The following is a 26,840-nucleotide window of genomic DNA, read 5'->3' on the forward strand; positions in this document are numbered from 1 at the left end:
AGTGCAGTGCTAATGCAGTTATCAAGAAACTAGAACGAAACAAGGCGCCTCGTTGGAAGCGCCCTGTTTCGTAACTTGTTCGATTTGCATGCACCCTTGAAGGGTTACATTACAATAATGTCTTTTTTCATGTCCGTTTTGTTTAACCGTGGTGGCTTAAAAGTAACGTAATGATACGCATTTCAGTTTACAATTTCAAATGTATTGCCGGACTTGAAGGTGCCTTCTTTAATGTCGTGTTTGGAATAAGTTTTAACGAACACGCTTCCCAAACCTGTGAGTTCATGCTTGCAAATTACGCGCAGCTCGACGATGTAGTGTTCATTGTCGTTGAGCATGGTTGAGATATCATCCGTGGTTAGAAACCAAAGGGCATATTCGGATTTCTCACCAACCCTGAATGGCGCAACGTAGTTATACTGGTCTTTTACGAGTGTGATAGGCACGGTGCGATGGTTCGTTTTTCCCTCCGGGCCGGTCATCGGGATCTTCTGAATGACCTCTACACGAAGGTCAAATGCCCTGAATATTGACCTGTTGATGATTTTAAAGCAATACCACTTGTTCGAATGCGCGCCATAACATTTTACATGCGTCGCGATCTGACAGCCTATTTTTATCCTCGGACGAAATAAAAACAGAAGCGCAAAGAGAAAAACGGAGGAAGTTATGAAGCCGGAGAGTATGTCGGCGATAAATGACTGGCAGAAAACTTTCTGCTCCAAAAAGATCAGCGTTTCATTCATAGAAAGGGTTGATGAAAGTTTCTTAAAATGTTGACTTTACCCGGACGAACGGGTATTGGTATAAGCCGGATAGTGGAATTTCTTATTCGCCTATCCAGCAATCGGTTGATACCAATGAGTTTGCGGTTTACGGTAGATATGGAGAGATAAACTGCTTTGCTAAGGATGGGTGCAATGCCGGTTCAAGCAGTTGCAGTTTTCGCGAGATAGCTTTTGAGTTTTCCTGATTTTTCTTTATCATTGTACTGGGATTGGGATGTCTCCCGGTCGGCAAAAAGAGTCATTCTTACTTGGGAGTGGCTCTTTTGCTTTTTAAGGGAATTTTTTGAGTCCGTATCGCTTTCCATCCTTAAAATAGAACTTGTCCGCTATCAGATCAAATGCCGGGTTAGCGCGTTCCGGATGCATCACATGATTAGAAATCGGATAGGCTATGAGATCGGACACCTGTAAGCCATTGATATTTTCCTTTTTATCCCTGAATTCGATTTTAACATCGTAGTGCTGTATTCGCTCGCGGGATACAAACCCTGTCCCTCTGGCTTTAATCTTCTCAAAGTGACTTGCCAGCTGCTGGTCTTCTTTCCTTCCCCGCTTTTCGATCACGATATTGATGGTTTTCGAATCCGCCTTCACGTCGTCCAGCAGAAATATCGATCTTTCAATGATGAATGATAGGGCAATTTCGTAGGGATTGTCTGCTATTCTGCCGTAGGTTTGCGCGTGTTTGTTTTTCTCGATTACCGCTGCAATGATCCGATAGCTGCCATTTTTGATGCAATGGTTCAATTTCTCGTAGAATTGCCGTTTTACTTCCAGATCAAGCAGCACCGCAAATTCCTTGTTGCATTTCCGGATGTCTCTGGAATGGAGAATAACTTCTTTTTCGCCCCAGAAATGCTGCTTGACACTGTTAAGGCAATCCCTCATTTGCCGATAACCTGGATTAGAAAACATGATCCCGCAAAGCGTAAAGACAGGAAAGCCGGGGTCTATTTTTTCGAGACCATGGTCACCACTCTCATCCAGGTATAGTGTAAACTCCATTCGTCAAGCCTCGATTTGCCCAATTTATATTTCATATCCAATCACATCCAATCCTCCCTTTCAAGTAAATAGTAAACCGGAACCAACCTGCTACTCACCGGCGGATGTAGTAATTACCCTGCGGTATTTCCTTTTGAATTAACGACAGATAGATATGAACAGAACTTTTAAAAAACAGATAACACTCACACTCTGCGCCCTCAGCACAGTCCTCGCAACTTCGCTTCTTGCCGCGGACATTTACATCGCGCCGAACGGCAGCGATCGTAACGCCGGATCACGGGAAAAGCCTTTGGCGACTTTGAAGGCTGCGCGCGATAAGGTTCGGAATATGCGCGGGACAGTGACTGTATTTCTACGTGGCGGCACATATTACCTTTCCGAACCGATCGTTTTTGGGCCGGAAGATTCGCGGGCGGAAGGGCAGGTGGTGACGTATAAGGCTTATCCGGGTGAAAAGGTGACGGTCAGCGGTGCGGCGGTTGTTCCGGTTAAATGGCTGGAATACAAAGGGAATATCAAAAAGTCAGTCATTGGCGGTAATTACGTTTTCGACCAGCTTTTCATCGGGCACAAAAAGCTTCACATCGCGCGGTACCCGAATTTCGATCCTGCGGCCAGCCATTTCGGCGGGTATTCGGCGGATGTGCTTTCGCCGGCGAAGATAAAGTCGTGGAAGAAGCCGGAGGGCGCATTCATTCACGCCATGCACAAGCACGAATGGGGCGATTATCATTACCGGGTGACGGGCAAAAGCAGTGGTACGACGCTGGCACTCGAAGGTGGCTACCAGAACAACCGCCAGATGGGTATGCACGACAAATACCGCTTCATCGAAAATTTGCTCGAAGAGCTCGACGCGCCCGATGAATGGTACTATGATGCCGCGTCGCGTACGCTTTACGTGTATGCGCCTGGGGATGTGCGCGAAGTATTTGCGCCGCAGATCCGCCATTTGTTCGAGTTCCGGGGCTCTGCGCAGAAGCCAGTACGCAATATCCACATCGAAGGTTTCGAGCTCGCGCACACGCTCCGTACTTTCATGGAAACGAAAGAACCGCTACTCCGCAGCGACTGGGCCATTTACCGCGGCGGTGCGGTGTTGCTGGACGGTACCGAAAACTGCGGTATCCGTAAATGCCATTTCAAGGCGGTGGGTGGCAATGGCGTGTTTTTTAGCAATTACAACCGCGGCGGCGAAGTATCGGGGTGCCATTTCGAGGAAACGGGGGCGAGTGCGGTTTGTTTTGTAGGCGACCCGGCGGCGGTGCGTTCGCCGAGTTTTGAATACAATCAGTCGGTGGCTTATGAGCGGATGGACAAGGCTCCTGGCCCTAAAACCGATAATTACCCGGCGCAATGCAAGGTTTACGATAACCTCATGCACGGCCTCGGGCGTGTGGAGAAGCAGATTGCGGGAGTCCAGATTTCGATGAGTATGGACATTACCGTGAGCCACAACACGATTTACAACATTCCCCGCGCGGGCATTAATGTGAGCGAAGGCACTTGGGGAGGCCATTTGATCGAGTTCAACGACGTGTTCGACACAGTACTCGAAACCGGCGATCACGGCTCGTTCAACTCCTGGGGCCGCGACCGTTTCTGGCATCCGGTCCGGGAACGAATGGATAGCCTCGCCGCCGCACACCCTGAATTGATACTCCTCGACGCAGGCAAGACGACCATCATCCGCAACAACCGTTTCCGTTGCGATCACGGATGGGATATCGATCTCGATGATGGTAGTTCCAACTATCACATTTACAATAACTTGTGCCTGAATGGTGGTTTGAAGCTGCGCGAGGGCTTTCAGCGCGTGGTTGAGAATAACATTATGGTCAACAACTCTTTCCATCCCCACGTATGGTTTGCGCAAAGCGGGGATGTGTTCCGAAAAAACATCGTCACGAAGCCATATGCGCCTATCCGGGTGAACGAATGGGGCAAGGAGGTGGATTTTAACCTTTTTCCCGACCAGCAAGCGCTGGAAAAGGCCCGCCAGAATGGTACCGATGCCCATAGCCTCGCTGGCGACGCAATGTTCGAGGACGCCGCCAATGGCAATTACCGCGTCAAACCGGGGAGTCCCGCATTGAAACTCGGTTTTGTAAATTTTCCGATGGATGAATTTGGTGTCGTTTCGCCTGAGCTGAAAAGCCAGGCGGCGAAGGTTCCGCTTCCGGTGGCCAAAAGCGCCGCCGACAGTAAAGTTTCGTCGGAAATGGCCTGGCTGGGTGGGAAACTGCGGAATGTAAATGGCCTGGGCGACCGTTCGGCTTACGGCCTGCCCGACGAGCAGGGCGTGGTGGTGGAAGCGGCACCCGAAAACAGCATTCTCGCACGCGCAGGTATGAAGCCGGGCGATGTGATACGCATCCTGAACCACCGCGATATCGCCAATGTGACGGAGCTGATGGACGTTTTCCAGGAGATCAACTGGATGGGAGAAGGCGAAGTCGCGTTTTTCAGGAACCAGGCCATGCAGAAGTTGAAGGTGTCATTTAAATAGTCGGCGCCGATTCTGTTATCTTTGAAGTTCCGCCCGTGAAAAATGGCGCGGCGCAGGATTACTTCGTTCCGGAAATATGTCAGAAATGTGGGTTATGCGGGTGATGAAACGCGTATTTTCAAAATTGTTCTCAAACTTGCTGCCGGTATTGTGCTGTTTAGCGCTGCCCGGTAGCGCAGTAGCCGCCGGGGCGGGCGTGGCCGGTGACAATACAGCTGGCAGGGTGCTCCGGTATTCGATCCGAGAAGGGTTGTCGTTCGGTGTGGTGAACAGCATTGTGCAGGACAACGACGGCCTGATGTGGTTCGCCACGGGCGATGGGGTGAGCCGGTTCGATGGTACCGCATTCAAAAACTTCAAATACGACCGGAACGACCCGCACAGCTTGCCCGGTAACTATGTCAAATCCATTCTCCGCGACAAAAACGGCACAGTATGGGTCTCTTCCCGCGACGGGATCGGCGAGTTTGTGCAGGCAAGCCAGCATTTCAACCGTTACAAGCCATTTCAGAACAAAAGTGGCGCGGGAAACGACGTGAGCGACATCAGCCAGGGTTCGGGCGACCGCCTCTGGCTTGCGCTGAACGGCTCCGGCTTTGCTTCTTTTAATATCAAAACCCATCAATTTACCCACCATAACCAGCGAACGCTGCCCGGGCTCTTCACGAATTCCATTCTGAATGTATTCGAAGATTCGCAGGGAATGGTGTGGCTCGGCTCGCGCGACAGCGGTATTGAAGTTTGGAAACCCGGCGGTTCCGGAAAACTGGCAAAGGCCTCGCTGGACATGCGGAATGTGCCTTCGGCGCGGATCAACGCCATTTACGAAGACCATTTACGCAATGTCTGGATCGCATCCTCGCGTGGTTTGATCCTTTTTAACAGGGCTGAAAACCGGTTTTATGATTTACATATCGATACATTCCACAACAGCGATATTTACCTTTCGCTCATGGAGGACGGCCGCCAGAACTTGCTGATCGGCGTGCAGGATGGCGGTATTTACCGGCTTGCATTGTCGCAAATGGCCTCGCTCCGGCCGGAGGCTTTGGTTTTCGAGCAGGTGCGGGATAAGGATAATAAGGGCATTACCCAGCGCTCGGTGCAGTCGCTTTACATTGATAAGGACCGCAACGTGTGGCTCGGTACTTATGGCGAGGGGACCTACCTGATCAGCGCCATTCCCGAGAAATTCAGGAAGTTTGAGCACAAAACCGTCGATTCCCGTGCGGAGAGCTATCTGCGCTATTACGGAATGTGCGCCGACAAGGATGGCAACCTCTGGATTGGTACCGATGGCGACGGGATTTACAAAACAACCGCTTCCGGAGAAACCATTAAGCATTATGCGGTTTCTGCACAACCAGGCCAGCTTCCGGACGGCGCGGTGATCGCCGCGCACCGCGACCGGCAGGATCGTTTGTGGTTCGGGACGTATTCCAAAGGGCTCGTGCGCTATGATCCGGCAACCGACACATTCAAAAGCTACGTGAATGATCCTTCGGACCCGTATTCGCTGGGTAGGAACGACGTGCGTGTCGTTTACCAGGACCGCCGCCGGAATATCTGGGTCGGCACGAATGGGGGAGGGCTCGGCCTGCTGGACGAACGGACGGGGAAGTTCCGGAATTTCATTCCTTCCAACAGCTCCATCAATGCGAACGACGTGAGGGCCATCACGGAGGATAAATACGGGAATCTCTGGATCGGGACATACGGTGGAGGCCTCAACTACCTCGATACCCGCACCATGCAGTTCGCGTCGTGGTTCAATGCGGCGGGAAAGGAACCCTATTTATCGAACCGGATCGTTTTCTCCCTGTATATGGACGGCCTGGACCGGCTTTGGATCGGCTCGGAAGGGAATGGGCTGCTGCTATTCGATACCCGTGCCAAAAAAGTGCGGTTTTTTGATGAAAAACGCGGTTTGGCAAGCAATGTGATCAATGCGATCCAGCCCGAAAGCGCCGGGAAAGTTTGGTTGAGTACGAATAAAGGTCTGTCGAGAATCGATGCGACTACGGGCTCGATCGAGAACTTCGATACTAGTCATGGGTTGCAAGGCGGGCAATTCAACCCCGGTTCTGCATTATTCAATGCTAAAAGCGGGCTGATGAGCTTCGGCGGCACCGAAGGCTGGAACCTGTTCGATCCGACACAGGTGCGGGCATCGCGGTACCAGCCCAAAGTGATGATCAGCGGGATCAGGATATTCGGTAAAGACAAAGCGAACGAAGCGATTTCGCTCTTCGAGTACCTGGGTAAGGCACGGCGGTTTTCCATCAAGCCCGACCAACCCGTGTTTTCGATCGACTACACCGCACTCAATTATGCCTACCCGGAGCTCACGCGCTACGCCTATATGCTCGAAGGGCTGGACAAGGACTGGAACTACGTGGAAAATGAGCGTTCGGCTACTTACCGTTACTTGCCGTCGGGGAACTATGAGTTTAAGGTAAAGGTGGCCAACCAGGACGGTGTGTGGTTCGAAGATCACGCCTCGCTGCCGATCCGCGTCATGCCGCCGTGGTATTACAGCTGGTGGGCGTATTTACTTTATATTCTGACAATCGGATTGGTGTTGTATTACTATCAGCAATACAAACTGGGGCAGGAAAAAATGAAGTATGAGGTGCAGCTCGCGCAGCTGGAAACGCGCCAGCAAATGGAGTTGAACGAGAAGAAGTTAGCGTTCTTCACCAATGTGTCGCACGAATTTCGAACACCCTTGACGTTGATTATCAACCCCATACGCGAGATGATACAAGGCGCCGTTGGCGCCGACGTCTCGTCGGTGCCCCCATCTGCCGACGTCTCGTCGGTGCCAGTATCTGCCGACATCTCGTCGGCGCAGCGATCTGCCAACACCCCGTCGGCGACAGCCAGCATGCACATCATTTACCGCAATGCAAAACGCCTCCTCAGCCTCGTCGACCAGCTGCTACTCTTCCGCAAAGCCGACCAGCAGACGGACCAGCTTAAACCGGCCGTGCACAACCTTCCGCAGCTGGTTACCGAAGTATTTCAATGCTTCCTGCACCAGGCTGAACAAAAGCACATTAGCTATGGGCTAATGCTCCCCGAAACCGAACTCGAAGTAACCTGCGACTGGGAGAAAATAGAAATCGCCGTTTTTAACCTGATATCGAATGCATTGAAATTCACACCCGAACATGGCACCGTGAACGTGCAGGTGACCGACCTGGGTGAGCAAGTGGAAATCGTAGTAAGCGATACCGGCCCAGGCATCCCAGCCGATGCCGGAGAGGACATTTTCAAGGTATTTCACCAATATGCCGACCGCCGTTTTGCAGCGAAAGGCGGCTTCGGGATCGGGTTGTATTTGGCTAAAACGTTTGTAGAGAACCATTTCGGGCGGCTGCGGTATGAATCCGAGCTCGACCGCGGGACTACTTTCCATGTTTTGCTTTGGAAAAACCATCCTGAGCTCGCGTCGCATGTGCGTGGGGGCGAAATGCGCGATTCCGTATTGCTGGAAGAGCTCTCGCCAGGGGTAATCCCGGCGAAGGCGCCCGCATTGCCCGACTGGCAGAACGAGCTGCTCGATATGAAGGAACCATCGACCGAAAGTCATACCATGCTGGTCGTGGACGACGACCCGGAAATCAGGCAATATCTCGGTTCTATTTTCTCGGGAAAGTACAAAATATTCGAGGCAGGAAGCGGGGAAGAAGGGCTGGATATGGTCAGAAAGCATTTACCCGACATCGTGATCAGCGATGTGATGATGGGCGGCACTTCCGGCATCGAATTGTGCCGACAAATGAAGCTCGACATGGCGCTGAGCCACATTCCAGTGATCCTTCTCACGGCCAGTACTTCGCAGGACGTGCGTCTGAAAGGCATCGAGGGCGGGGCCGATGATTACATCAGCAAGCCGTTTGATAAAGACATTCTCGTGGCGCGCGTGGCGTCCATCCTGCGCAACCGTAACGATCTGCAACGGTATTTTTACAACGAAATCACGCTGCAAACGAGCGATTTCAAGATCTCGGCCGAGTATAAGGAGTTCCTGAACGAATGTATCCGCATTGTCGAAAACCATATTACCAACCCGGCATTCAACATAAAAGTGCTCGCTTCGGAGATCGGAATGAGCCATTCCACGCTGTATAACCGCATTAAATCCATTTCGGGGCAGTCGGCGACGAGCTTCGTGCGGTTCATACGCCTGCGCAAGGCGGCCCAGTTGCTCATCACAACCGACATTACGATCAGCGAAACAGCATTCAGCGTCGGCATTAACGACATCCGCTATTTCCGCGAGCATTTCCAGAAACTGTTCGGGATGAAGCCTTCCGATTATGTGAAAAAATTCAGAAAGCCCTTTCACGAACAGATCACGATCGATAAGGACCTTTTCCGCAAAAAGTCGGTGTAACCCGGCGGTTTATTGGAGTATCCCCGGTTTTTCCTGCCCGATTCCAACAGAATCGGGCATTTTTTGTGAATTCACCCCCTCTTTAATGCGAAAATGTCCCCCCATGGCCGGGTTGAAATAGTCCTACTTTTGATTGATCAATTTATAAAAGCGGCACGCTCGTTTCGGTTTTATGATTTTACCCAGATTGATCCGCATCCAATTATTCAACTATTAAAGCTGTATGAAAAAAACTTTTTACAGAGGTGACGGCGTTCGGCGAACCGATGGACCGGCCTTCCGGGTGACGTGCTTTTTGCTGCTCCTCGTCCTGACCTCCCTTTCAGCGTTTGCACAAAACCCATTTAACGTGAAAGGAACGGTAACGTCCGAAACCGGCGAAGGACTGCCGGGCGCGAGCGTGATCCTGAAAGGCACTTCCACCGGTACCACTACCGACGTGGACGGCAAGTATTCCCTCAACCTGCCGGACGGCAGCGGGACGCTCGTATTTACTTACATCGGCTATGTGAACCAGGAAATCGTGATCGGTAACCGCTCGCAGCTGGACGTAAAGCTGGCTCCGAACGATAAAACACTGGACGAAATCGTGGTGGTAGGGTATGGTACGCAGAAAAAGGCGACATTGACCGGCTCGGTATCCGAAGTGAAAGGGGCCGACATCGTCAAAAGCCCGCAGCCTAACCTTTCCAACTCGCTGGCCGGTCGTTTTTCCGGCTTCGTGGCCAACAACCGGGGCGGTGAGCCGGGCTACGATGGTTCGAGCTACACGGTGCGCGGTTTCGCTACGACCGGTAATAATGATGTTTTGATCGTCGTGGACGGTATTCCCGGCCAGGTAGGCGGGCTCGACCGCCTCGATCCGAACGATATCGAGAGCATTTCGATCCTGAAAGATGCTTCGGCGGCGGTTTACGGTAGCCGCGCTGCGAATGGCGTGATCCTCGTGACCACCAAGCGCGGTACCACGGGCAAACCGGTCATTTCTTATAGCTTCAACCAGGGTTTTTCGTCGCCTACACGCCTTCCCAAGCTCGCGGATGCGCCTACGTATGCGACGATCATGAACGAGATCGATTATTATAACAACCCGGCCGGCGGTATGAACCAGCATTATTCCGCGGATGAAATCGAGAAGTTCCGCAACGGTTCGGACCCATTGAACTACCCCAATACGGACTGGCAAAAGGAGACCCTGAGAAATTTCGCATTGCAGAACCAGCATAACCTGGCGATCAATGGCGGTACCGACAATGTGAAATATTACGTATCGCTGGGTACCATCTACCAGGATGGTTTATACAAAAACGGCGCTACGAAGTACAAGCAGTATAATTTTCGCTCGAACATCGATGCCAATGTGACCAAGGATTTCAAGGTGAGCCTCGGCGTTTCAGGCCGCCAGGAAAACCGTGCGTTCCCTATTTCTTCGGCAGGAAATACATTCCGCTCGATTTACCGCGCTTATCCAACGGTGATCGCGCAATACCTGAACGGCTACTATTCTACCGGCGTGGAGAACCAGAACCCCGTTGTTTTGGGAACCAATATGGGCGGAACCGTGAGCAACCCGACGTCGGTTTTCAACGGAATCCTGCGCGCGAGCTACAACCTGCCGTTTGTGGACGGACTTTCGGTGGATGGATTTTATTCAGTGGATAAATCTTTCAACTTCTCGAAGTCGTTCAGCACGCCTTATACGCTTTATAATTACAACAAAACGACCGGCGCTTATACAGGCGTAGTTACCGGTGGTTCGGCGGGCGCGGCTTCAATCGACCAGTCGCAGCTCAATATCACCAATATCACGCAGAACTTGCGGTTGAACTACCTCAAAACGATCGGTAAGCACAACATCAACGCATTTGTCGCTTACGAGCAGAACAAGCGTAACGAGGCTAAATTCGGTGCGACGCGGATCAATTTCCCGACTACATCGACCCCAGAACTTTCGCAGGGAGGCGCGGCGGCTACCGATAAAAACAACTCGGGTAGCAGCTTCAACTTCACCCGTCGCAGCTACATCGGCCGTTTGGCATACAACTTCAATGAGAAATACCTCGCCGAAGTGCAGGCACGTGTGGATGGTTCATCGGTATTCCCAAAAGGCAAGCAATATGGCTTCTTCCCATCGGTCTCTGCGGGTTATCGTATTTCAGAAGAAGATTGGTTCAAAAACAGCGTCCGCTTCATCGACGACCTGAAATTCCGCGCTTCTTACGGAACATTGGGTAACGATAATGTGGGTCAATTCCAGTTCTACAACAATTATTCGTTCGTGAACCAGTATGTGCTCGGCAACAGTGTAATTTCTCCGGGTATCGACCTTACCAAGCTCGCCAACCCGAACATTACCTGGGAAACTTCCAAGAAACTGGATATCGGTTTGAATGCAGTGTTCCTGAAAAACTTCAATATCGAAGTGATTTATTTCAATCAGAAAAGATCGGATATCCTGTCTGCCAGAAATGCTTCAATACCAAATACTTCGGGGATTGTAAACCCTTACAAAACCAACGACAACACGCCATTGGTACCGGACGAAAACCTTGGAAAAGTGAATAATACCGGGGTGGAAGCGACTTTGGGCTACAACCACAACGGCAAGTTCCGCTACAACATTTCCGGAAACATTACCTACGCCAAAAGCAAGGTGGTTTTCATCGACGAAGCACCGGGAGCGCTTGATTATCAGCGCCAGACAGGCGGACCGCTTTACACCAAGCTGCTGTACAATACCCTCGGAATTTTCCGCTCGCAGGCCGACCTCGACGCTTACCCACACGTGCAAGGCGCGCAGCCGGGCGACCTCATCCTCGAAGATTACAACAAGGACGGCAAAATCACCGCCGACGACCAGGTTCGCAGCAAATACGGCAATGTGCCTTTGCTCACGTACGGTCTGACGTTCAATGCGGGCTACGATGCATTCGACCTGGCGGTGGTGTTCTCCGGACAAGGCATGGTGAGCCAGTATGTATTGCCTGAATCGGGCCAGGTAGGTAACTTTTACAGCAGCTGGGCCGATAACCGTTGGAGCCCAAGCAATACCGAAGGAAGCTTTCCGCGCGTGGATACCCGCGCTTCTTCATCGATCAACGGTGGTTTGTATGCCAATAATTTCTGGTTGAACAACTCCTCTTTCATTCGCTTGAAAAACGTGGAATTCGGCTACACGCTGCCTAAGGACGCATTGACGAGGCTGAAAATCTCCTCCCTGCGCATTTACGCAAGCGCATTCAACCTGTTCACCATCACAGGCGTGAAGGATTATGATCCGGAAGGAAACAGCGAAAGCGGCCAGTTCTACCCGCAACAGCGCATTTTGAACCTGGGCCTCAATATCAAATTTTAATGGAAATCATGATTAACATGAATATAAAAAGCTTGAAACTACCAGCCCTGGCCGCGGCGATGATGCTTTCGCTATCCGCATGCGACCAAAACTTCCTGGACGTCGTGCCCACCGACCGTGTGTCCGACGCCTCCATTCTTTCCGACTCCGTATTGTTCGAAGCATACGTCACCAACCGCTACATGGGCGTGCGCCTGACCGACAAGGAAGCGGAAGGAACATTGCCCGGCTTCGGTCGCGGGTTTGAATATGCATTGTGGTCGTCGGTTACCGATGAATCCATTTACAACAACGACGACAATACCTGGTTGATCCAGCGGGGACAGATTGCGCCGGAAAATACCGGTATCGCCGGCTCATTCTGGGGCCGCAGCTACCGCAGCATCCGCGAGATCAACTACGCATTGGCTAATATCGATGCCGTGCCGATGAGCGCCGGCCGCCGGAGCCGGTTGAAAGGGGAGTTGCAATTTATCCGCGCATTCCGCTACCACGATCTGCTGCGTAATTACGGTAAAGTAGTGTTGCTGGGCGATAAAGTTTACGAGGTAAGTGACGATCTGACCAGCCCTGAACTTTTCCAGAAAGCGGAAATTAAGGCAGGCCTGGACTACGCCATCGCGCAACTCGACGAAGCCGCCGCATTACTTCCGGCTTCAAACGATAATTCGACGTGGAAGCTCGGCCGCGCGACCAAAGGTGCCGCATTGGCATTGAAATCACGCCTGGCATTATACGCCGCGAGCCCGCTCTACAATGCAGGTACCTGGCAACAAGCCGCGGCAGCGGCCAAAGCGGTGATGGATTTGAACAAATACACCCTTTACACCGGTGGCTACGGCAATCTTTTCACGACTAACGATAATTCCGAAATCATTTTTGGACGCTTGTACGCCATAGGTGCGCGCCACGTGTGCCTCGAAATCGCCAACGGACCCAATGGCTACAACGCCTGGGGCGGTAACGTACCGACGCAAAACCTGGTGGACGACTACGAAATGATGGACGGCACGCGCATTACCGACGCGAATACCAGCTATGATGCCAAGAACCCATACAAAAACCGCGATCCGCGTTTTTATGCAACCGTTTTATACAATGGAGCACCGTATCGCGGCAGTACCATCGAAACATTCACACCCGGTGGAAAGGATAGCAAAGACGGCGCTTCCAACTGGAATACGTCGAAGACAGGTTATTACCTGAAAAAATTCATGAACGACGCCCTGCCGATCGATAACCCGTGGGATGTGGCCGGTACCCAAACCTGGATTTACTTCCGCTATGCCGAAATATTGCTGAACTACGCCGAGGCGCAGAACGAAGCTTCGGGTCCCGACGCTACGGTTTACGCGGCCGTGAATGCGGTCCGCCAGCGTACAGGTGTGGGTATGCCTGCATTGCCCACGGGCCTTACGCAGGCGCAGATGCGTGAGCGCATCCGCAACGAGCGCCGCGTGGAGCTGGCATTCGAAGAGCACCGCTTCTATGATGTACGCCGCTGGAAAACAGCTCCTACTGTCGAAAACGCACCGGCTTACGGTATTGAAATCGGTAAGAGCGGCAGTACGTTTACCTATACCCGGAAGGAAGCGCTTACCGGCCGCAGCTTTGCCGACAAGCAATATTGGCTGCCGATCCCGCGCACCGAAATCCAGGCTTCGAACAACCAGCTCGAACAAAACCCGGGCTATTAATGCAAATCCTCACTCCCGGTGCATCAGTCGCCGGGAGTTCTTTTTATCCATTCCCTGACAGACTTTTTCATGCAAATTTCTCAAAACCTGGGAACGCTGTTCCTTGGGCTTGTTATGGCTACGTCCATAAACTGCCACGGCAGCGAGCCCGTCACCGAAACAGTCGATCCGGTTGGCGACCCAGCCAAAGAGACGGTAACGATCCGTATCGACCCATCCAAAACCTACCAGACCATCCGGCATTTCGGCGGCTCCGACGCCTGGGCCTGCCAGTTTGCCGGTAACTGGCCACTGGCGAAGCGAAATGCGATTGCCGATCTGCTTTTCAGCACCGATACCCTCGCCGACGGCCATTTGAAAGGCATCGGCCTGTCGCTCTGGCGGTTCAATGCGGGCGGAGGCACCGCCGAGCAGGGCGAAGCCAGCGGTATCCGCGACGAATGGCGCCGTGCCGAATCGTTTTTCGCGGGCGACGGCGGCTACGACTGGAACAAGCAGGCGGGACAAATGTGGTTCCTTAATGCGGCCAAAGAGCGGGGCGTGAATGCGTTTCTGCTTTTCCCGAATTCCCCGCCGGTGCAGTTTACGACCAATGGAAAAGGCTATGCAACCAATGGTCAGCCCAATCTTCCCGCACAGCAATTCGACAAATTCGCCGGCTACCTGGCCGACGTGATCGACGGCGTGCGGAAGAAAACCGGCATTACTTTTCAATACGTGAGCCCGGTGAACGAGCCGCAGTGGGATTGGAGCGACGGAGGGCAGGAGGGGACACCCTATTTCAACAACCAGATCGCTACGATTACCCGCTCGCTCAGCGCCGCGCTTTTGAAGAAAAGCCTTGCTACCAAAATCAACGTCGCGGAAGCCGGGCAGATCGAGTACCTGTATTCAGAGCATAACCGTCCGGGGCGCGCGAGCCAGGTTTCTGCTTTTTTTGACAAAAACAACAACGACTACATTGGTAACCTGCCCAATGTGCTTCCAGCCATTTCGGGTCACAGCTATTTTACAACTTCCCCTTACAAAGCCGGGGCCGACAAGCGCAGGCAGCTGGCAGCCGCAGTGGCCAAAGTGCCCGGCCTCGAATACTGGCAATCAGAGTATTGCATTCTCGGGGATAATGAGGGCGAAATAAAAGGGGAAGGTCGCGAGCTGGGCATTAACCCCGCGCTGTATGTTGCGCGCGTGATCCATAACGACCTCGTGAATGCGAATGCAACGGCGTGGCACTGGTGGATCTCCGTTTCGCCCTATGATTACAAGGATGGCCTGGTTTACATTGATAAAAATAAAACCGACGGTAATTTCCAGTCCTCCAAAATGCTTTGGGCGATGGGTAATTTCAGCCGTTTCGTACGTCCTGGCGCGAAAAGAATAGACGCCTCGAGCAGCCTTGGTACCGACGGGCTATTGGTTTCTTCCTATTTAAATACCAATAATGAACTGGTGACGGTGATCGTCAACAACGACGGCGAGGACCGCGAAGTGAAGCTAGCCCTTCCGACGGACCCCAAGGCCGGAACTATCCGGGCGTACGAAACTTCTGCCGTGAGCGATCTTGCGCCTATGCGGGTTGCGGGAGGCAATTTTGTGGTCAAAGCGCGGAGTATTGTGACGGTGACCAGCAAAATGTAACCTGAGTGATGGTGATTTGATTGTCAGGTAATTGTCAGGAATTGCCATTTATTGTTGAATACGTTGGGCGGGCGGGTACTTCGGTATCGGCCCGCTTTCTTTTGTGCGGTCTTTTGTAATGTAAGACTTGCGAGGTACTTTCGATCAGAATGGGACAAATGGTGTCGCATGCACGAACCCGGTAGCGGACCACATTTTTATTCAAACAGGCGATTCCAACCAAATGGCCTTGGTGCAACTCCGTAATGTAACCGGCTGTCTCGTCTGCGGAACTGCCAGAATCAAGTCCTTAAAAACATTTATGCCTACAAGAAATATCCTTGCCTTGCTTGCCACGCTGCTGCTGATCATCGCGGCGCGTTTTTACCTGGTCGAAACCTATGCCATTGCGCTTCCCTTCTGGGACCAGTGGGATGCCGAGGGCGACTATCTTCTGCGGCCATGGATCGAGGGGCGACTGAGGATTGATGAACTTTGGCACACCCATAACGAGCACCGTATTTTTCCCACGCGGCTGCTATCGCTGCTGATTTTCAATGTTACGGGTGTTTGGGACAACGTCATCGAAGCGCGGGTGAATATCTTCCTGGCGGCTTGCATACCGCTCATTATCCTGCTTTTCCTGATGCGTCAAAGGGAGCTGCACGGCGTTCGCTGGCTGATTTTGATTGTGATTATCGCGCAGTTTGCACTTCCGTTTTCATTTGAAAACATGCTGGTCGGTTTCCAGAGCCAGTTTTATTTCCTGATGATTTTTACCCTTTTCGCCCTGATACTCGCTGCGCGCTACCCGGATAGCCTCCTGGCCATGGCCGGTATATTGGTACTGTCGTGGCTGAGCGTGCTGACGATGGCTTCGGGCATTCTTACGCCCCTCGCAGCTACGGGCGTGTATGCATTGCAAGGTTTCCTGAAACGGGAAGTCAACTGGAAACACGTGGGCATGGTGGTGGTACTCGTGGGACTTGCGGCGCTTGGCTATTCCATTATGCCGCATATCGAAGGCAACCAGATTTACCGTTCACGCAATATCGCGGAAATACGCAAGGCATTGCGGTTCATTCTGTCGTGGCCGGTTTCCAAAAGCTGGCCGGCTGCCATTGCATTGTGGTTTCCCGCGGTGGGAATGGTATGCTGGCTTTTGCGTAGCCGCGCGCTCTCCCGCGCGGACATGGTCATGGCCGGGTGCGCAATGTGGTCGCTCGGGCAGACGCTCGCCATCGCTTACGGGCGCGGGCAGGCGATGGGAGGGGTATCCTCACGTTATACCGAGCTATTCACGATCGGACTCATTGGCAATGCCTGGTTCGCGGCCCGTTTTATTGAGATAACCCTTAAAAACAAGCGCGTGGCCTGGCTGGGCGCTGTCTTTTTCGTGGTATTCATCATGGGGCACACCAGCCGTCGCAAGCGCGATATGCGTGACGTGTACCACACCTATGAGCTGTCCATGAAGCAGGAAACGAACGTACGTAAATACATGAAAACCGGGGATGCATCCGTGCTGGTCCAGCCGCTGTTTCAAATACCCTACCCGGATTCAATCCGTTTGCGCAGCTTGCTCGATAACCCGACGATCCGGCCCATCCTGCCGCCTTACCTGAGCGAATAGTGGCACGCCGTTCCCGCTAAATAATCCGGATCCCCCGAATTGTACCCGTAGGATAATTATAATTGCCAGACCATGTAAAATGAAATAGCATTGCGGCCGAATCCGGGTAAACGGCCGTGGCTAACTTTCGAAAAAGCCGTCGGCCTTTGTTTCGGAACAGGTGTTCACAAAACAAAAGCTATGAAAATCAGCACAATTTTTACATTGGTTTGGCTCTCGGCAGCCGTGCAATGCTTCGGTCAGGAAAAACTCTGGACCGCCGCAGACAAACAAACTACCCTCGACCAGTTGACGCGCACACGCGACGCGGTGGTGAAGGAAACAGAAAACCTCACACCCGAGCAATGGGCATTCCGCGAGTCGCCCGACCGCTGGTCCATCGGGCAGATCGTCGAGCACCTCGCGCTCTGGGAAATAGTGTGGTTCAGGGAGCTCACCATCGGTACCCGCAGCAAACCGCAACCGGAGCTGATCAAAACCAGCCGTCCCGACAGCTACTATGAGGAGTTTATCATGGAACCCAATCCCCACAAAGCCGCAGACATCTCAGCGCCGACAGGCTTCATCAAAGGCAAGGATAACCTGACCTTCTTCCTGCGCGGCAGAGAGCAAACCCTGACATTCATAAGCAAAAGCGAAGCCGATATGCGCGCGCTCTTCGAATTCACCGGCACCCCCGACCCCCGCAACATGCACCAGGTACTCATCTACCAATGGGGCCACACCGACCGGCATTTGCGGCAAATTTTGAAAGTAAAAAGCCATCCGTCGTATCCAAAGTAAGTTCGGAAGGAGGAAGGGGGGAAAGGAGGAAAGGAGGAAAGGGAAGAAGGGAGGAAGGGGCGACTTTCCTCCCTTTTCGTTTCCCGCCCTTCCTCTATTTTACTTTCCTCCCTTTCCTCCATCCTCCCTTCCCCCCTTTTTCCTTCCTCCCTTTCTCCCAAATTTTAAACAGATTATTAATATTAAATCTCGCTAAATGCATATATTGAATGGTTCACTTCCATTCATATATCTATGCTCCAACCTTTCCCGAACCCGCATAAAAGCCTTGTCTCATCGGTCCGCTGGTCCGTCAAACTCATTACTGTTGCTGCGCTGGCTGCATTCACCATGCAGGATACTGTCACCAAGCCGGATGAAAGCCGTTTTACACCGGTTGTTCTTGCTGATAACCTCGATGAACCGATGGCATTCGAAGTGCTGCCGGATGGTAGTTCTTACATCGCCGAGCGCAAAGGTGCGTTGAAGAAATACAACCCGTCCACTAAAACGACCGAGCTCATTACGACCATCCCGGTCAATACCAAATACGTGAGCAAGGAAGGCGTGTCGCGCGAGGCAGAAGAAGGTTTGATGGGCATTACCCTCGACCCGAATTTTGCCAAAAACCACTGGATTTATCTCTACTATGCCCACCCGACGGAGAAAAAGCACATTCTCGCACGTTGGGATATGGTGAACGACCAGTTGGTAGAAAGCTCCAAAAAGATCGTCCTTGAAGTGACTACCCAGCGTGAAGTATGCTGCCACACCGGCGGTGGCATGACCTGGGACAAAAACGGCAACCTTTTCCTGACCGTCGGAAACAACACCGGAAACGACAAAGCTGCGCAAACCGACGAGCGCCCAGGCCGTGAAAGCTGGGACGACCAGGGACATGCCGGGAACACCAACGATTTAAGAGGCAAAATCCTGCGCATTCATCCCGAGCCGGATGGCTCCTATACGATTCCTGAGAGTAACCTTTATCCCAAAGGCACCGCCAAAACCCGCCCCGAGGTTTATTCGATGGGGCACCGTAACCCATGGCGCATTTCGGTGGATAGCAAAACCGGCTACGTTTATTGGGGCGAGGTAGGGCCGGACGCCAACGAGGATTCGGAGATCGGGCCGCGGGGCTATGACGAGCTGAACCAGGCGCGCAAGCCGGGCAATTTCGGCTGGCCGTGGTTTGTGGGGAACGATCAGCCATTTCCGGTTTTTGATTATGCCAATAATAAGCCGGGTGGTAAAAAAGACCCGAAAAACCTCGTCAACACATCGCCTAACAATACCGGGTTGAAAGAACTCTTTCCCACTGCACCGAGCTTCATTTACTACCCATACGGCGTTTCCGAGAAGTTCCCGCAGGTAGGCTCGGGCTCACGCAGCGCGACGGGCGGCCCCATTTATCACCGCTCCGATTTCAAGGCTCCAAAACGCCCCTGGCCGGCTTACTATGAAAACAAATGGATCGCCGCCGACTTCTCCCGGGGCTGGATCATGGCCATTACCATGAATGCGCAAGGCGATTACGAATCGATGGAGCGCGTATTGCCCAGCTATCACCCTGTGCAGCCGATCGATATCAAATTCGGGCCGAACGGCGATTTGTACATCCTCGAATATGGCAGTAACTGGTTCCGCAAAAGTGACAATTCACGGCTCGTTCGCATCGAATACAATGGCGGCAACCGCAAACCGGTAGTGGCTGCGACCGCGGAGAAAAAGGGCGGGACGGTGCCGTTCGAAACGGTTTTGTCTTCCAAAGGCACCCGGGATTTTGACAATGATGCATTGAAATACAGTTGGAAAGTGACCAGTCCGGGCGTGGCGCCGAAGGTTTTTAGTACGGAAAACCCGAAGGTGAAATTCGATAAGGCAGGCGTGTACACGGCCACGCTCACAGTTACCGATGTCAGAGGCGCCAGCAACAGCCAGGCGGTGCGCATTATCGCAGGCAACGAGCCGCCGAAAGTGGCGATCAAACTGGACGGTAACAGCACGTTTTTCTTCCCCAACAAACCGGTCGGCTACGCGGTAGGCATTTCGGATACGGAAGACGGCAGCACGGCCGACGGTAAGATCAAGGCCGACCAGGTGGCGGTAAGCATCGATTACACCGCCGAAGGATTCGATTATGCCGAAGTTGCCCAAAGCCAGCGCAGCGTCGACGCTACGACGCAGTTTGCGGTAGCGCAGACATTGATGGGCAAAAGCGATTGCAAAGTGTGCCACCAGCCGAATACCAAGTCGGTAGGGCCGTCGTTTGCGGATGTTTCGAACAAATACAAAACCGATCCCGGCGCATTGGACAAGCTTGTCAGGAAAGTGCGCGAAGGCGGATCGGGCGTGTGGGGCGAAGTAGCCATGGCGGCGCACCCGGCATTGCCTGTGGCGGACGTGGAAGTGATCGTCAAATACATTTTGAATAGTACCGAGAAAACCCTCTCTACTTTGCCTCTGGAAGGGAAATATATACCGCAAATTCCGAAAACCGACAACGGAAAAGGCTCGGTGATCATCCGCGCGGCTTATACCGATCGTCCCGTGGGCGCGACCAAACCGGTTCCGGCCCAGACTACCGAGGAAATGATTGTCCTGCACAGCCCTGAGCTTAATGCTGCCGAAGCGCCCATTACCAAAGGGGTAGAAACCAAGGCATTGGGCTCCGCCGGGCTTGGTTTCGCGGTGGTGGCGTTTGAAAACAGCTACATCGCATTCCCGTCCATCGACCTCACGGGCATCGATTCCCTCGAACTGAATGCCGCCGCCCAGCAACGCGAGGGCAGCCTGGGAGGGACGATCGAAATCCGCCTTGGCTCACCGACAGGTACCGTCATTGGTCAGCACAAACTGGCCGTTGCCAAACCGGTGGATGTAGCCAAAATGATGGCGGAATTGGAAAGTGGTGCTAAAAAGGAGAATGCAGGTGGCGCGGCGTCTTCCGCAACCGCAACAACTTCCACAGCAACGACTAGCACCGCATCAACTGCTGCAAGTCCGGCCGCCCAGGCGCCTAAGCCTGCCCCTGCGCCGAGAAGCCGCTTTGCACAGCCGCCGGTACGCATTGCCATTCAGCCTACGACCGGCAAGCAGGATCTCTACCTCGTATTCCGCAATGCCGATGCCAAGCCGATCGAGCCGCTGATGTCGTTTTCGAGGATCAGGTTTAAAAACAAACCTTAATACAAAACAAATCGCCCGGTCAGTGAATGGCCGGGCGCTCGTTTTATAGAAGGAGAAATAATGTCAGGGAGCAAAAAGCTGAAACTCATTCACCCCGAAATAGCCGTGGTATTCCTGAATGGCCAGCCTGAATTTCTGCGCTTTTACGGGCGCGACGGTCTTTTCCCAATCGCCCATTTTCATATCCTGCGCCAGCGAAACCCACTCATTTCCTTTTAAATACAATACCTCAAATTTTTTGATCTCCGACTGCCCGTACTTCGATTCGCCGAGTTTAATGCGCCCCACCGTCTCCGGCTTGCCCAGATCGATTTCCAGCCAGCCCGTCGGCTCATACAATGCCATGATTTCCGGTGAATGGTAATGCAGGTTTTTGCCATAATATTTGGAAAAATCGACGTCTTTTCGCCGCCCGATCTTCCAGGCAGTCTTGGGATTATCGTCAAATGCGGCCGCCGCATCGTGGTAAAACTGGCCTACCGCACTGGAAGCCGTGGTCTTGTGCGCATAGGCGAGCGAGCCGGTGGCCGGGAGCGGGACCGTAGGCGCAATGGTCGAAGCGTCCTTATCGAGTGTCAGCACGGCAATGGTGGCAACCGGGTCGATTTTACCTGCGGGATAGGTAATGGTAATGCTTTTGTTATTTTGTGTAAACTGAACCGGCGTGCCGTCCGGCAACTTCGCGCTGGTTATTTTGGCTGGAATAGGCGGTAATGCCAGCGTGGCTTTATCGGCATTCAGCAAATGTACGAACACCTGCTTGCCCCGGTATGAACTTACATAATCAGGTGCAGGAGTGAACACGCCGCCTTTGGTATCGTAAATGGCCGCCTTGTTTTTTTCGATCCAATCACCCATTTCGCGTGCCCTGGCTGCAAAATCGGCGGGGAAAACGCCGGTACTATCGGGGCCGATGTTGAAGAGCAGGTTACCATTGCCGCCTACACAGCGCAGGAGCGTATGCACCGATTCTTTCAAGCTGCGCGGGGTGTCGCCGAACCGCCAGGCCCATTGGTGGCCCATGTTGGTGCAAGTTTCCCAGGGTATCTTCCCATAACCGGCCACGAAGCCCTCCGGCGTAGCATAGTCGGCGTATTGGCCCACATAGGCATGCGACTCGTCGGGCGTGAAAGGTTCGAGGCGGTTGTTGATGATGATCTCGGGTTGCAGTTTTCTGGCCAGATCATACACATTTTTGGGCTCCACCGGAGTAGGCCAGCCCTCATAATCGATCCATAGCAAACCTATTTTACCATAATTGGTCAGCAGCTCGCGTACCTGTTCGAGTACACGTTCCGCGAAAATGCCATTGGTTTGAGGGTTGCGGCAATCGGGATCTTTCCAGTCGGCCACCGAGAAATACCAGCCGATGGGCATATTGGCCTCGTGCGCTGCCTGCGCGAGCTCCTTGCACACATCGCGCCCGAATGGCGTGTGCATGATGTTGTAATCATTCGTTTTGGTGTCGAAAAGCGAGAAGCCGTCGTGGTGCTTCGCGGTGAGCACCATATACTTCATACCCGAAGCCTTCGCAAGCGCGACCCATTCTTTGGCATCGAAGCGGGCAGGGTTGAAGCCACGGTACAGCGAATCGTATTTTGCCTTACCATATCCTTCCCGCGACCAGCTGATCTCCTTCCCAATACGAGAAACCGGCCCCCAGTGAATGAAAAGGCCCATTTTAGCATCCTGCCACCACTTCAACCGCTGCGATTTCGGCATTTCAGTCTGGGAGAATGCGGGCGTTATCAACGCGAGCAATAGTAAGGTGTGAAATAGTTTTTTCATGGCTACAACGCCGATCCCACGAGGCTCACAATGCTGCCCAGCTGCTTGGACGATGCTGCCGCAGCGAGCTTTGCCGCAGGGCCCTTTTTGTCGAGGCCGGCGACGGTTTTTGTGGCTTCGCCCAGCAGCCCGTTCAGTTTCGACTCGTTGGAACCGCCCAGAATAGAGCTTCCTGCTTTGATAAGCCCCAGGTTGCTTGTAAGGCTGGCGGCATTGCCGAGCAAGCCGGATTCACCTTTTCCGAGCAACCCGCTGATACGATTGGCGCCGATCAGCATTTTTACGGCGTTAACCACCTTGCCAAGCGCGCCTCCCGACAGTTTACCTGACGATGCCAGCGGGATCATGGTTTTCAGGGCGCCGACCTTGCCCAGCAGCTTGTCTTTCAAGGTGCCGTCGGACGATTTAGCTTCTTTTTCCAATGCGGAAACACCCTGGGTAAGCGCGTCGGCCGAGCCGGCTTTGTCACCTTTCTGGGTCAATGATACTGCCTTGTCGAGCAGGCTCTCGACCGAAATACCTTGTGCGATAGCGTTGGATGCCCCTGCAAACAGAAATAATGCGGTAGCGAGCGAAAAGAGGAAACGTTTCATAGTGGTTTTAAAGAAATGTGTTTAAATGGGCGGCAAAATAATCAAAAAAATGCGGGGCTCGGCCGGAATTTTTTCAGAGAAGGGCTGCGGCATTTGTAAAGTAAGTTATTCGCAATACTACCAGCTACTTAGGCTGTACGTATAGTAATGCCCGGTTGTGGTTATCTTCAATATTTTTGATTTGACATCGAAAAAATATGACGAAATGATGTCGGGGTGGGAAAGATACAATCACGTCATGAAATATTAATGTCGCCGATAGGTGACCTAAACCCATTGTTAACCAACTTAACTGATTCAATGAAAAAAGGCTCTGCTCAGTCCCTTTTTTGCATTGCCGGGTGCCTGATGTTACTATCGCGGCCCGCCATTGCATTTCCCGAGTCCCAGGCCAGGACCGTGGTAAAAAACAGCCGGCCAAATGTAGACAAAACGGTTACAGGACAAGTGCTTGACAAGGCCGATAACAGCCCGATTCCCGGCGTGACGGTCGTTGTAAAAGGTTCAACCAACGGCACCACCACCGATGCGGAAGGGAAATTCCAGATTCTGGTAAAATCCGACAGCGATGTGCTGGTTTTTTCATCGGTAGGCTACGTTACGCAGGAAAAGCAGGTCGGTAATGCAAGTATCGTCGATGTGGTACTCAGCTCCGACCAGAAGACACTCGATGAAGTGGTGGTAGTCGGCTATGGAACGGCGAAGAAGCGCGACCTTACGGGCGCCGTGTCGCAGGTGAATGCGACCAAACTGGAAAATGAAAACCCGCAGTCGGTACAGGACGTGCTTCGCGGAAATATTCCGGGTATGAACGTGGGCTTCTCGGCATCGGCCAAAGGGGGCGGTAATGTGGCCGTAAGGGGAACCAACTCGCTCGGCGCAGGGAGCAGCCCGCTGGTTGTGCTCGACGGGGCGATTTACTACGGCGGTCTGGAAGATATTAACCCGAACGACATTGAGACCATCGACGTGCTGAAAGACGCGAGTTCGGCGGCGGTTTTTGGCGCGAAAGCAGCCAGCGGCGTAATCCTCGTTACCACCAAAAAAGGGAAGGAAGGAAAGACGATCATCAATGTCAACAGCAATATCGGGTTCGCGGAAGTGGCTAAAAACCAGCCGGTACTGGGGCCGCAGGAGTTTATTTCATGGCGGCAGGAAGTAATGCGGAACATTAACGTAACGGCCGATTCCTGGCGCTTTACCAATCCCAACAACCTGCCGGACGGCATAACCCTGGAAAAATGGCTGGGCGCCGACAAGGGCGATCCGACCACCGTCTGGTTGCAGCGATTGAATATGCAGCCGGCGGAAATACAGAATTACAAGGACGGAAGAAGCGTCGACTGGTATTCCAAAATTTTCCAGAAAGGCTTCCGCCAGGACCATACCGTAAGCCTTTCGGGAAGAAGTGACAAGGTATCTTATTACATGTCGCTGGGTTACCTGAATAACCAGGGGATCGTCGTGGGTGATGCGTATAGTACCGTACGGGCCCGCGTGAACCTGGAAGGAAAGGTTAGTAAATTCCTGACAGTCGGTATCAACACCCAGTTTGCCGACCGCGACGAGAGCCAGGTGCCGGTGAACATCGACCTGGCGCCGAACCTTTCGCCGTGGGGATCGGAGTTTAACCCGGACGGAACCTACAAGTGGCGGCCCAACGACGAGGCCAGCGGCGGTAACCACCCTTACTACGCGCGCAGTTTCACCGACCGCGATAAGGGATCGATGACGATCAACAACGTAATTTTTGCGAAAGTGAGTTTGCCGTTCGGCATTACGTACCAGGCCAATTTCACGCCGCGCTACGAAGTGTACCACCGTTACAATGCCGAATCTTCCAAAAGTATGGAATGGTCGGCGGAGGGTGGAAGAGCATCGCGTGCGGATTCGCGGTTTTTTAGCTGGCAAATCGACAATATCCTGAAATGGAACAAGACGTTTGCCGAGAAACACAGCTTCGATGTAACCTTACTTGCCAACAAGGAAAGATACCGCTCGTGGAGCGACAGCGTTTCCAACAAGGGATTTGCCCCGAACGATTTCCTGGGCTATCACAACGTCAGCGCCGGTAATGCGCCTGTGATATGGAGCGAGGACCAGACCAGCACCGCCGACGCATTGATGGCGCGTTTGTACTATACTTTCAAAGACCGCTACATGGTGACTTTGTCGACGCGCCGTGACGGTTATTCGGCATTCGGGCAGAAAAACCCGCGTGCGACATTCGCTTCTGCGGCATTGGGCTGGGTATTCACCGATGAGCCTTTTATCAAGATCAACTGGCTGAATTACGGTAAGTTGCGCGTTTCATACGGTAGCAACGGCAACCGGGATATCGGTCGGTACGATGCGTTGGCCAACCTCGCAACGGGTAAGTACCTCCACGTGAGAGAGGACGGTACCGTGGTGCAGGTGAGCCAGTTGTACGTCGACCGTATGCAGAACCCCAATCTTAAATGGGAGCGTACCAACTCGCTCAACTTCGGTATCGATTTTGGATTGTTCAACAACCGTATCGACGGTAGCCTCGAATTGTATAAATCTTCGACCCGTGATCTCCTCGTGAAACGCTTGCTGCCGAACGTGCTGGGCTTCGATTTTGTGTTGGACAACCTCGGGCAGATCGACAATAAAGGTCTCGAACTGAGCCTGAACTCGAATAACATGAAGCGCGAGAATTTCTCGTGGCGGTCGACGCTGAACGTGCAGATGAACCGCAACAAGATCGTGCACCTTTACGGCAACAAAACGCAGATCAGAGATGCCCAGGGCAATGTGACCGGCGAGCGCGAGTCGGACGATATTACCAACAAATGGTTTATCGGGCATGCGATCGACGAGATCTGGAACTTTAAAGTGATCGGCGTATGGCAGGAGGAAGAAGCGGAGGAAGCCAAGCGGTACGGTGTGAAGCCAGGCGACCACAAGATCCTGGACGTGAACAACGACGGCAAGTTTACCAATGACGACAAAGTGTTCCAGGGCTACACGAGCCCCCGCGCACGGTTTACGCTTCGCAACGAGTTTAATCTGTTCAAAAACTTCGATGTATCGTTCATGGTGTATTCGTATGTAGGGCAAAAAGGGGAATTCAACCAGATGAAGAACCGTCCGGGCTTCCCTGACCGCAGCAGTTCCTACGTGTTCCCATACTGGACTCCCGAAAACCGGAACAACGAATGGGCGAGACTTTATTCGAGCGAAGGGTCGGCTACCGGATACAATGTTTATCAAAGCAAATCTTTCGTGCGTTTCGAGAGCTTTGCCGTTGCCTATACCATTCCCAAAACCCTTGTGCAGCGCATTTCCTTGCAGAATCTGCGTGTTTATGCCAACGTGAGGAATATCGGGTTTATCTCCAACTGGAAATTCTGGGATCCCGAAAACGGTACCAACGGTGCTACGAATCAGAACCTGACGTATTCGGTTCCGAGTCCGCGCATATTTACGATGGGCGTCGATATCACCCTTTAACAGCCATTATTCCAATTGAATC

The 26,840-nt window shown here is 52.8% G+C and carries 13 protein-coding genes; 9 read left to right on the forward strand and 4 right to left on the reverse strand.

Going from position 1 to position 26,840, the window contains the following annotated elements; all coding sequences use genetic code 11:
• Positions 1 to 182: 182 nt before the first annotated feature.
• Together BLQ88_RS00545 and BLQ88_RS00550 are read right to left on the reverse strand one after the other, a co-directional pair.
• Positions 183 to 746 carry a hypothetical protein gene (locus BLQ88_RS00545; RefSeq protein WP_090145682.1) on the reverse strand — a complete coding sequence of 188 codons (564 nt, stop codon included), beginning with the start codon at positions 744 to 746 and terminating at the stop codon, positions 183 to 185.
• A 312-nt stretch (positions 747 to 1,058) separates the two neighbouring features.
• The gene (locus BLQ88_RS00550) at positions 1,059 to 1,793 is read right to left on the reverse strand and encodes a DUF3800 domain-containing protein (protein WP_090145683.1); all 735 of its coding nucleotides are present in this window, start codon (positions 1,791 to 1,793) and stop codon (positions 1,059 to 1,061) included.
• A gap of 154 nt (positions 1,794 to 1,947) precedes the next feature.
• On the opposite strand from BLQ88_RS00550, the gene BLQ88_RS00555 reads away from it, so the two are divergent.
• From BLQ88_RS00555 to BLQ88_RS00590, 8 genes are all read left to right on the forward strand, one after another.
• Positions 1,948 to 4,305: a right-handed parallel beta-helix repeat-containing protein gene (locus tag BLQ88_RS00555; RefSeq protein ID WP_090145685.1), complete on the forward strand. Its 2,358-nt coding sequence runs from the start codon at positions 1,948 to 1,950 to the stop codon at positions 4,303 to 4,305.
• 103 nt (positions 4,306 to 4,408) lie between these two features.
• The gene (locus tag BLQ88_RS00560; RefSeq protein ID WP_229212507.1) at positions 4,409 to 8,707 is read left to right on the forward strand and encodes a hybrid sensor histidine kinase/response regulator transcription factor; all 4,299 of its coding nucleotides are present in this window, start codon (positions 4,409 to 4,411) and stop codon (positions 8,705 to 8,707) included.
• Positions 8,708 to 8,930: 223 nt separating this feature from the next.
• Positions 8,931 to 12,062, forward strand: a complete 3,132-nt coding sequence (locus BLQ88_RS00565) for a SusC/RagA family TonB-linked outer membrane protein (RefSeq protein ID WP_090145688.1) — start codon at positions 8,931 to 8,933, stop codon at positions 12,060 to 12,062.
• 17 nt (positions 12,063 to 12,079) lie between these two features.
• Complete coding sequence (locus BLQ88_RS00570) at positions 12,080 to 13,759, forward strand: RagB/SusD family nutrient uptake outer membrane protein (RefSeq protein ID WP_229212508.1); 1,680 nt, start codon at positions 12,080 to 12,082, stop codon at positions 13,757 to 13,759.
• A gap of 69 nt (positions 13,760 to 13,828) precedes the next feature.
• On the forward strand, positions 13,829 to 15,397 hold the full coding sequence (locus BLQ88_RS00575) for a glycoside hydrolase family 30 protein (RefSeq protein WP_090145689.1): 1,569 nt from the start codon (positions 13,829 to 13,831) through the stop codon (positions 15,395 to 15,397).
• A gap of 301 nt (positions 15,398 to 15,698) precedes the next feature.
• Complete coding sequence (locus BLQ88_RS00580) at positions 15,699 to 17,009, forward strand: hypothetical protein (protein ID WP_090146268.1); 1,311 nt, start codon at positions 15,699 to 15,701, stop codon at positions 17,007 to 17,009.
• Between the two features lie 180 nt (positions 17,010 to 17,189).
• On the forward strand, positions 17,190 to 17,792 hold the full coding sequence (locus BLQ88_RS00585) for a DinB family protein (protein ID WP_090146270.1): 603 nt from the start codon (positions 17,190 to 17,192) through the stop codon (positions 17,790 to 17,792).
• 330 nt (positions 17,793 to 18,122) lie between these two features.
• Positions 18,123 to 20,960, forward strand: coding sequence for a PQQ-dependent sugar dehydrogenase (locus BLQ88_RS00590; RefSeq protein WP_090146272.1), 2,838 nt, complete (start codon positions 18,123 to 18,125; stop codon positions 20,958 to 20,960).
• Between the two features lie 63 nt (positions 20,961 to 21,023).
• Here BLQ88_RS00590 and BLQ88_RS00595 read toward each other — a convergent pair whose 3' ends face one another.
• Together BLQ88_RS00595 and BLQ88_RS00600 are read right to left on the reverse strand one after the other, a co-directional pair.
• Entirely contained in the window at positions 21,024 to 22,748 is a 1,725-nt protein-coding gene (locus BLQ88_RS00595) for an alpha-L-fucosidase (protein ID WP_090145691.1), read from the reverse strand.
• A 2-nt stretch (positions 22,749 to 22,750) separates the two neighbouring features.
• On the reverse strand, positions 22,751 to 23,341 hold the full coding sequence (locus BLQ88_RS00600; RefSeq protein ID WP_090145692.1) for a hypothetical protein: 591 nt from the start codon (positions 23,339 to 23,341) through the stop codon (positions 22,751 to 22,753).
• Positions 23,342 to 23,641: 300 nt separating this feature from the next.
• Between BLQ88_RS00600 and BLQ88_RS00605 the strand changes: the two genes are divergently transcribed.
• A complete protein-coding gene (locus BLQ88_RS00605; protein WP_229212510.1) occupies positions 23,642 to 26,818 on the forward strand; it encodes a SusC/RagA family TonB-linked outer membrane protein in 3,177 nt (1,058 codons plus the stop codon).
• Positions 26,819 to 26,840 lie beyond the last annotated feature (22 nt).

Origin of the sequence: Dyadobacter soli, assembly GCF_900101885.1 — a bacterium.
In the GTDB taxonomy this organism is placed as follows: Bacteria; Bacteroidota; Bacteroidia; order Cytophagales; family Spirosomataceae; genus Dyadobacter; species Dyadobacter soli.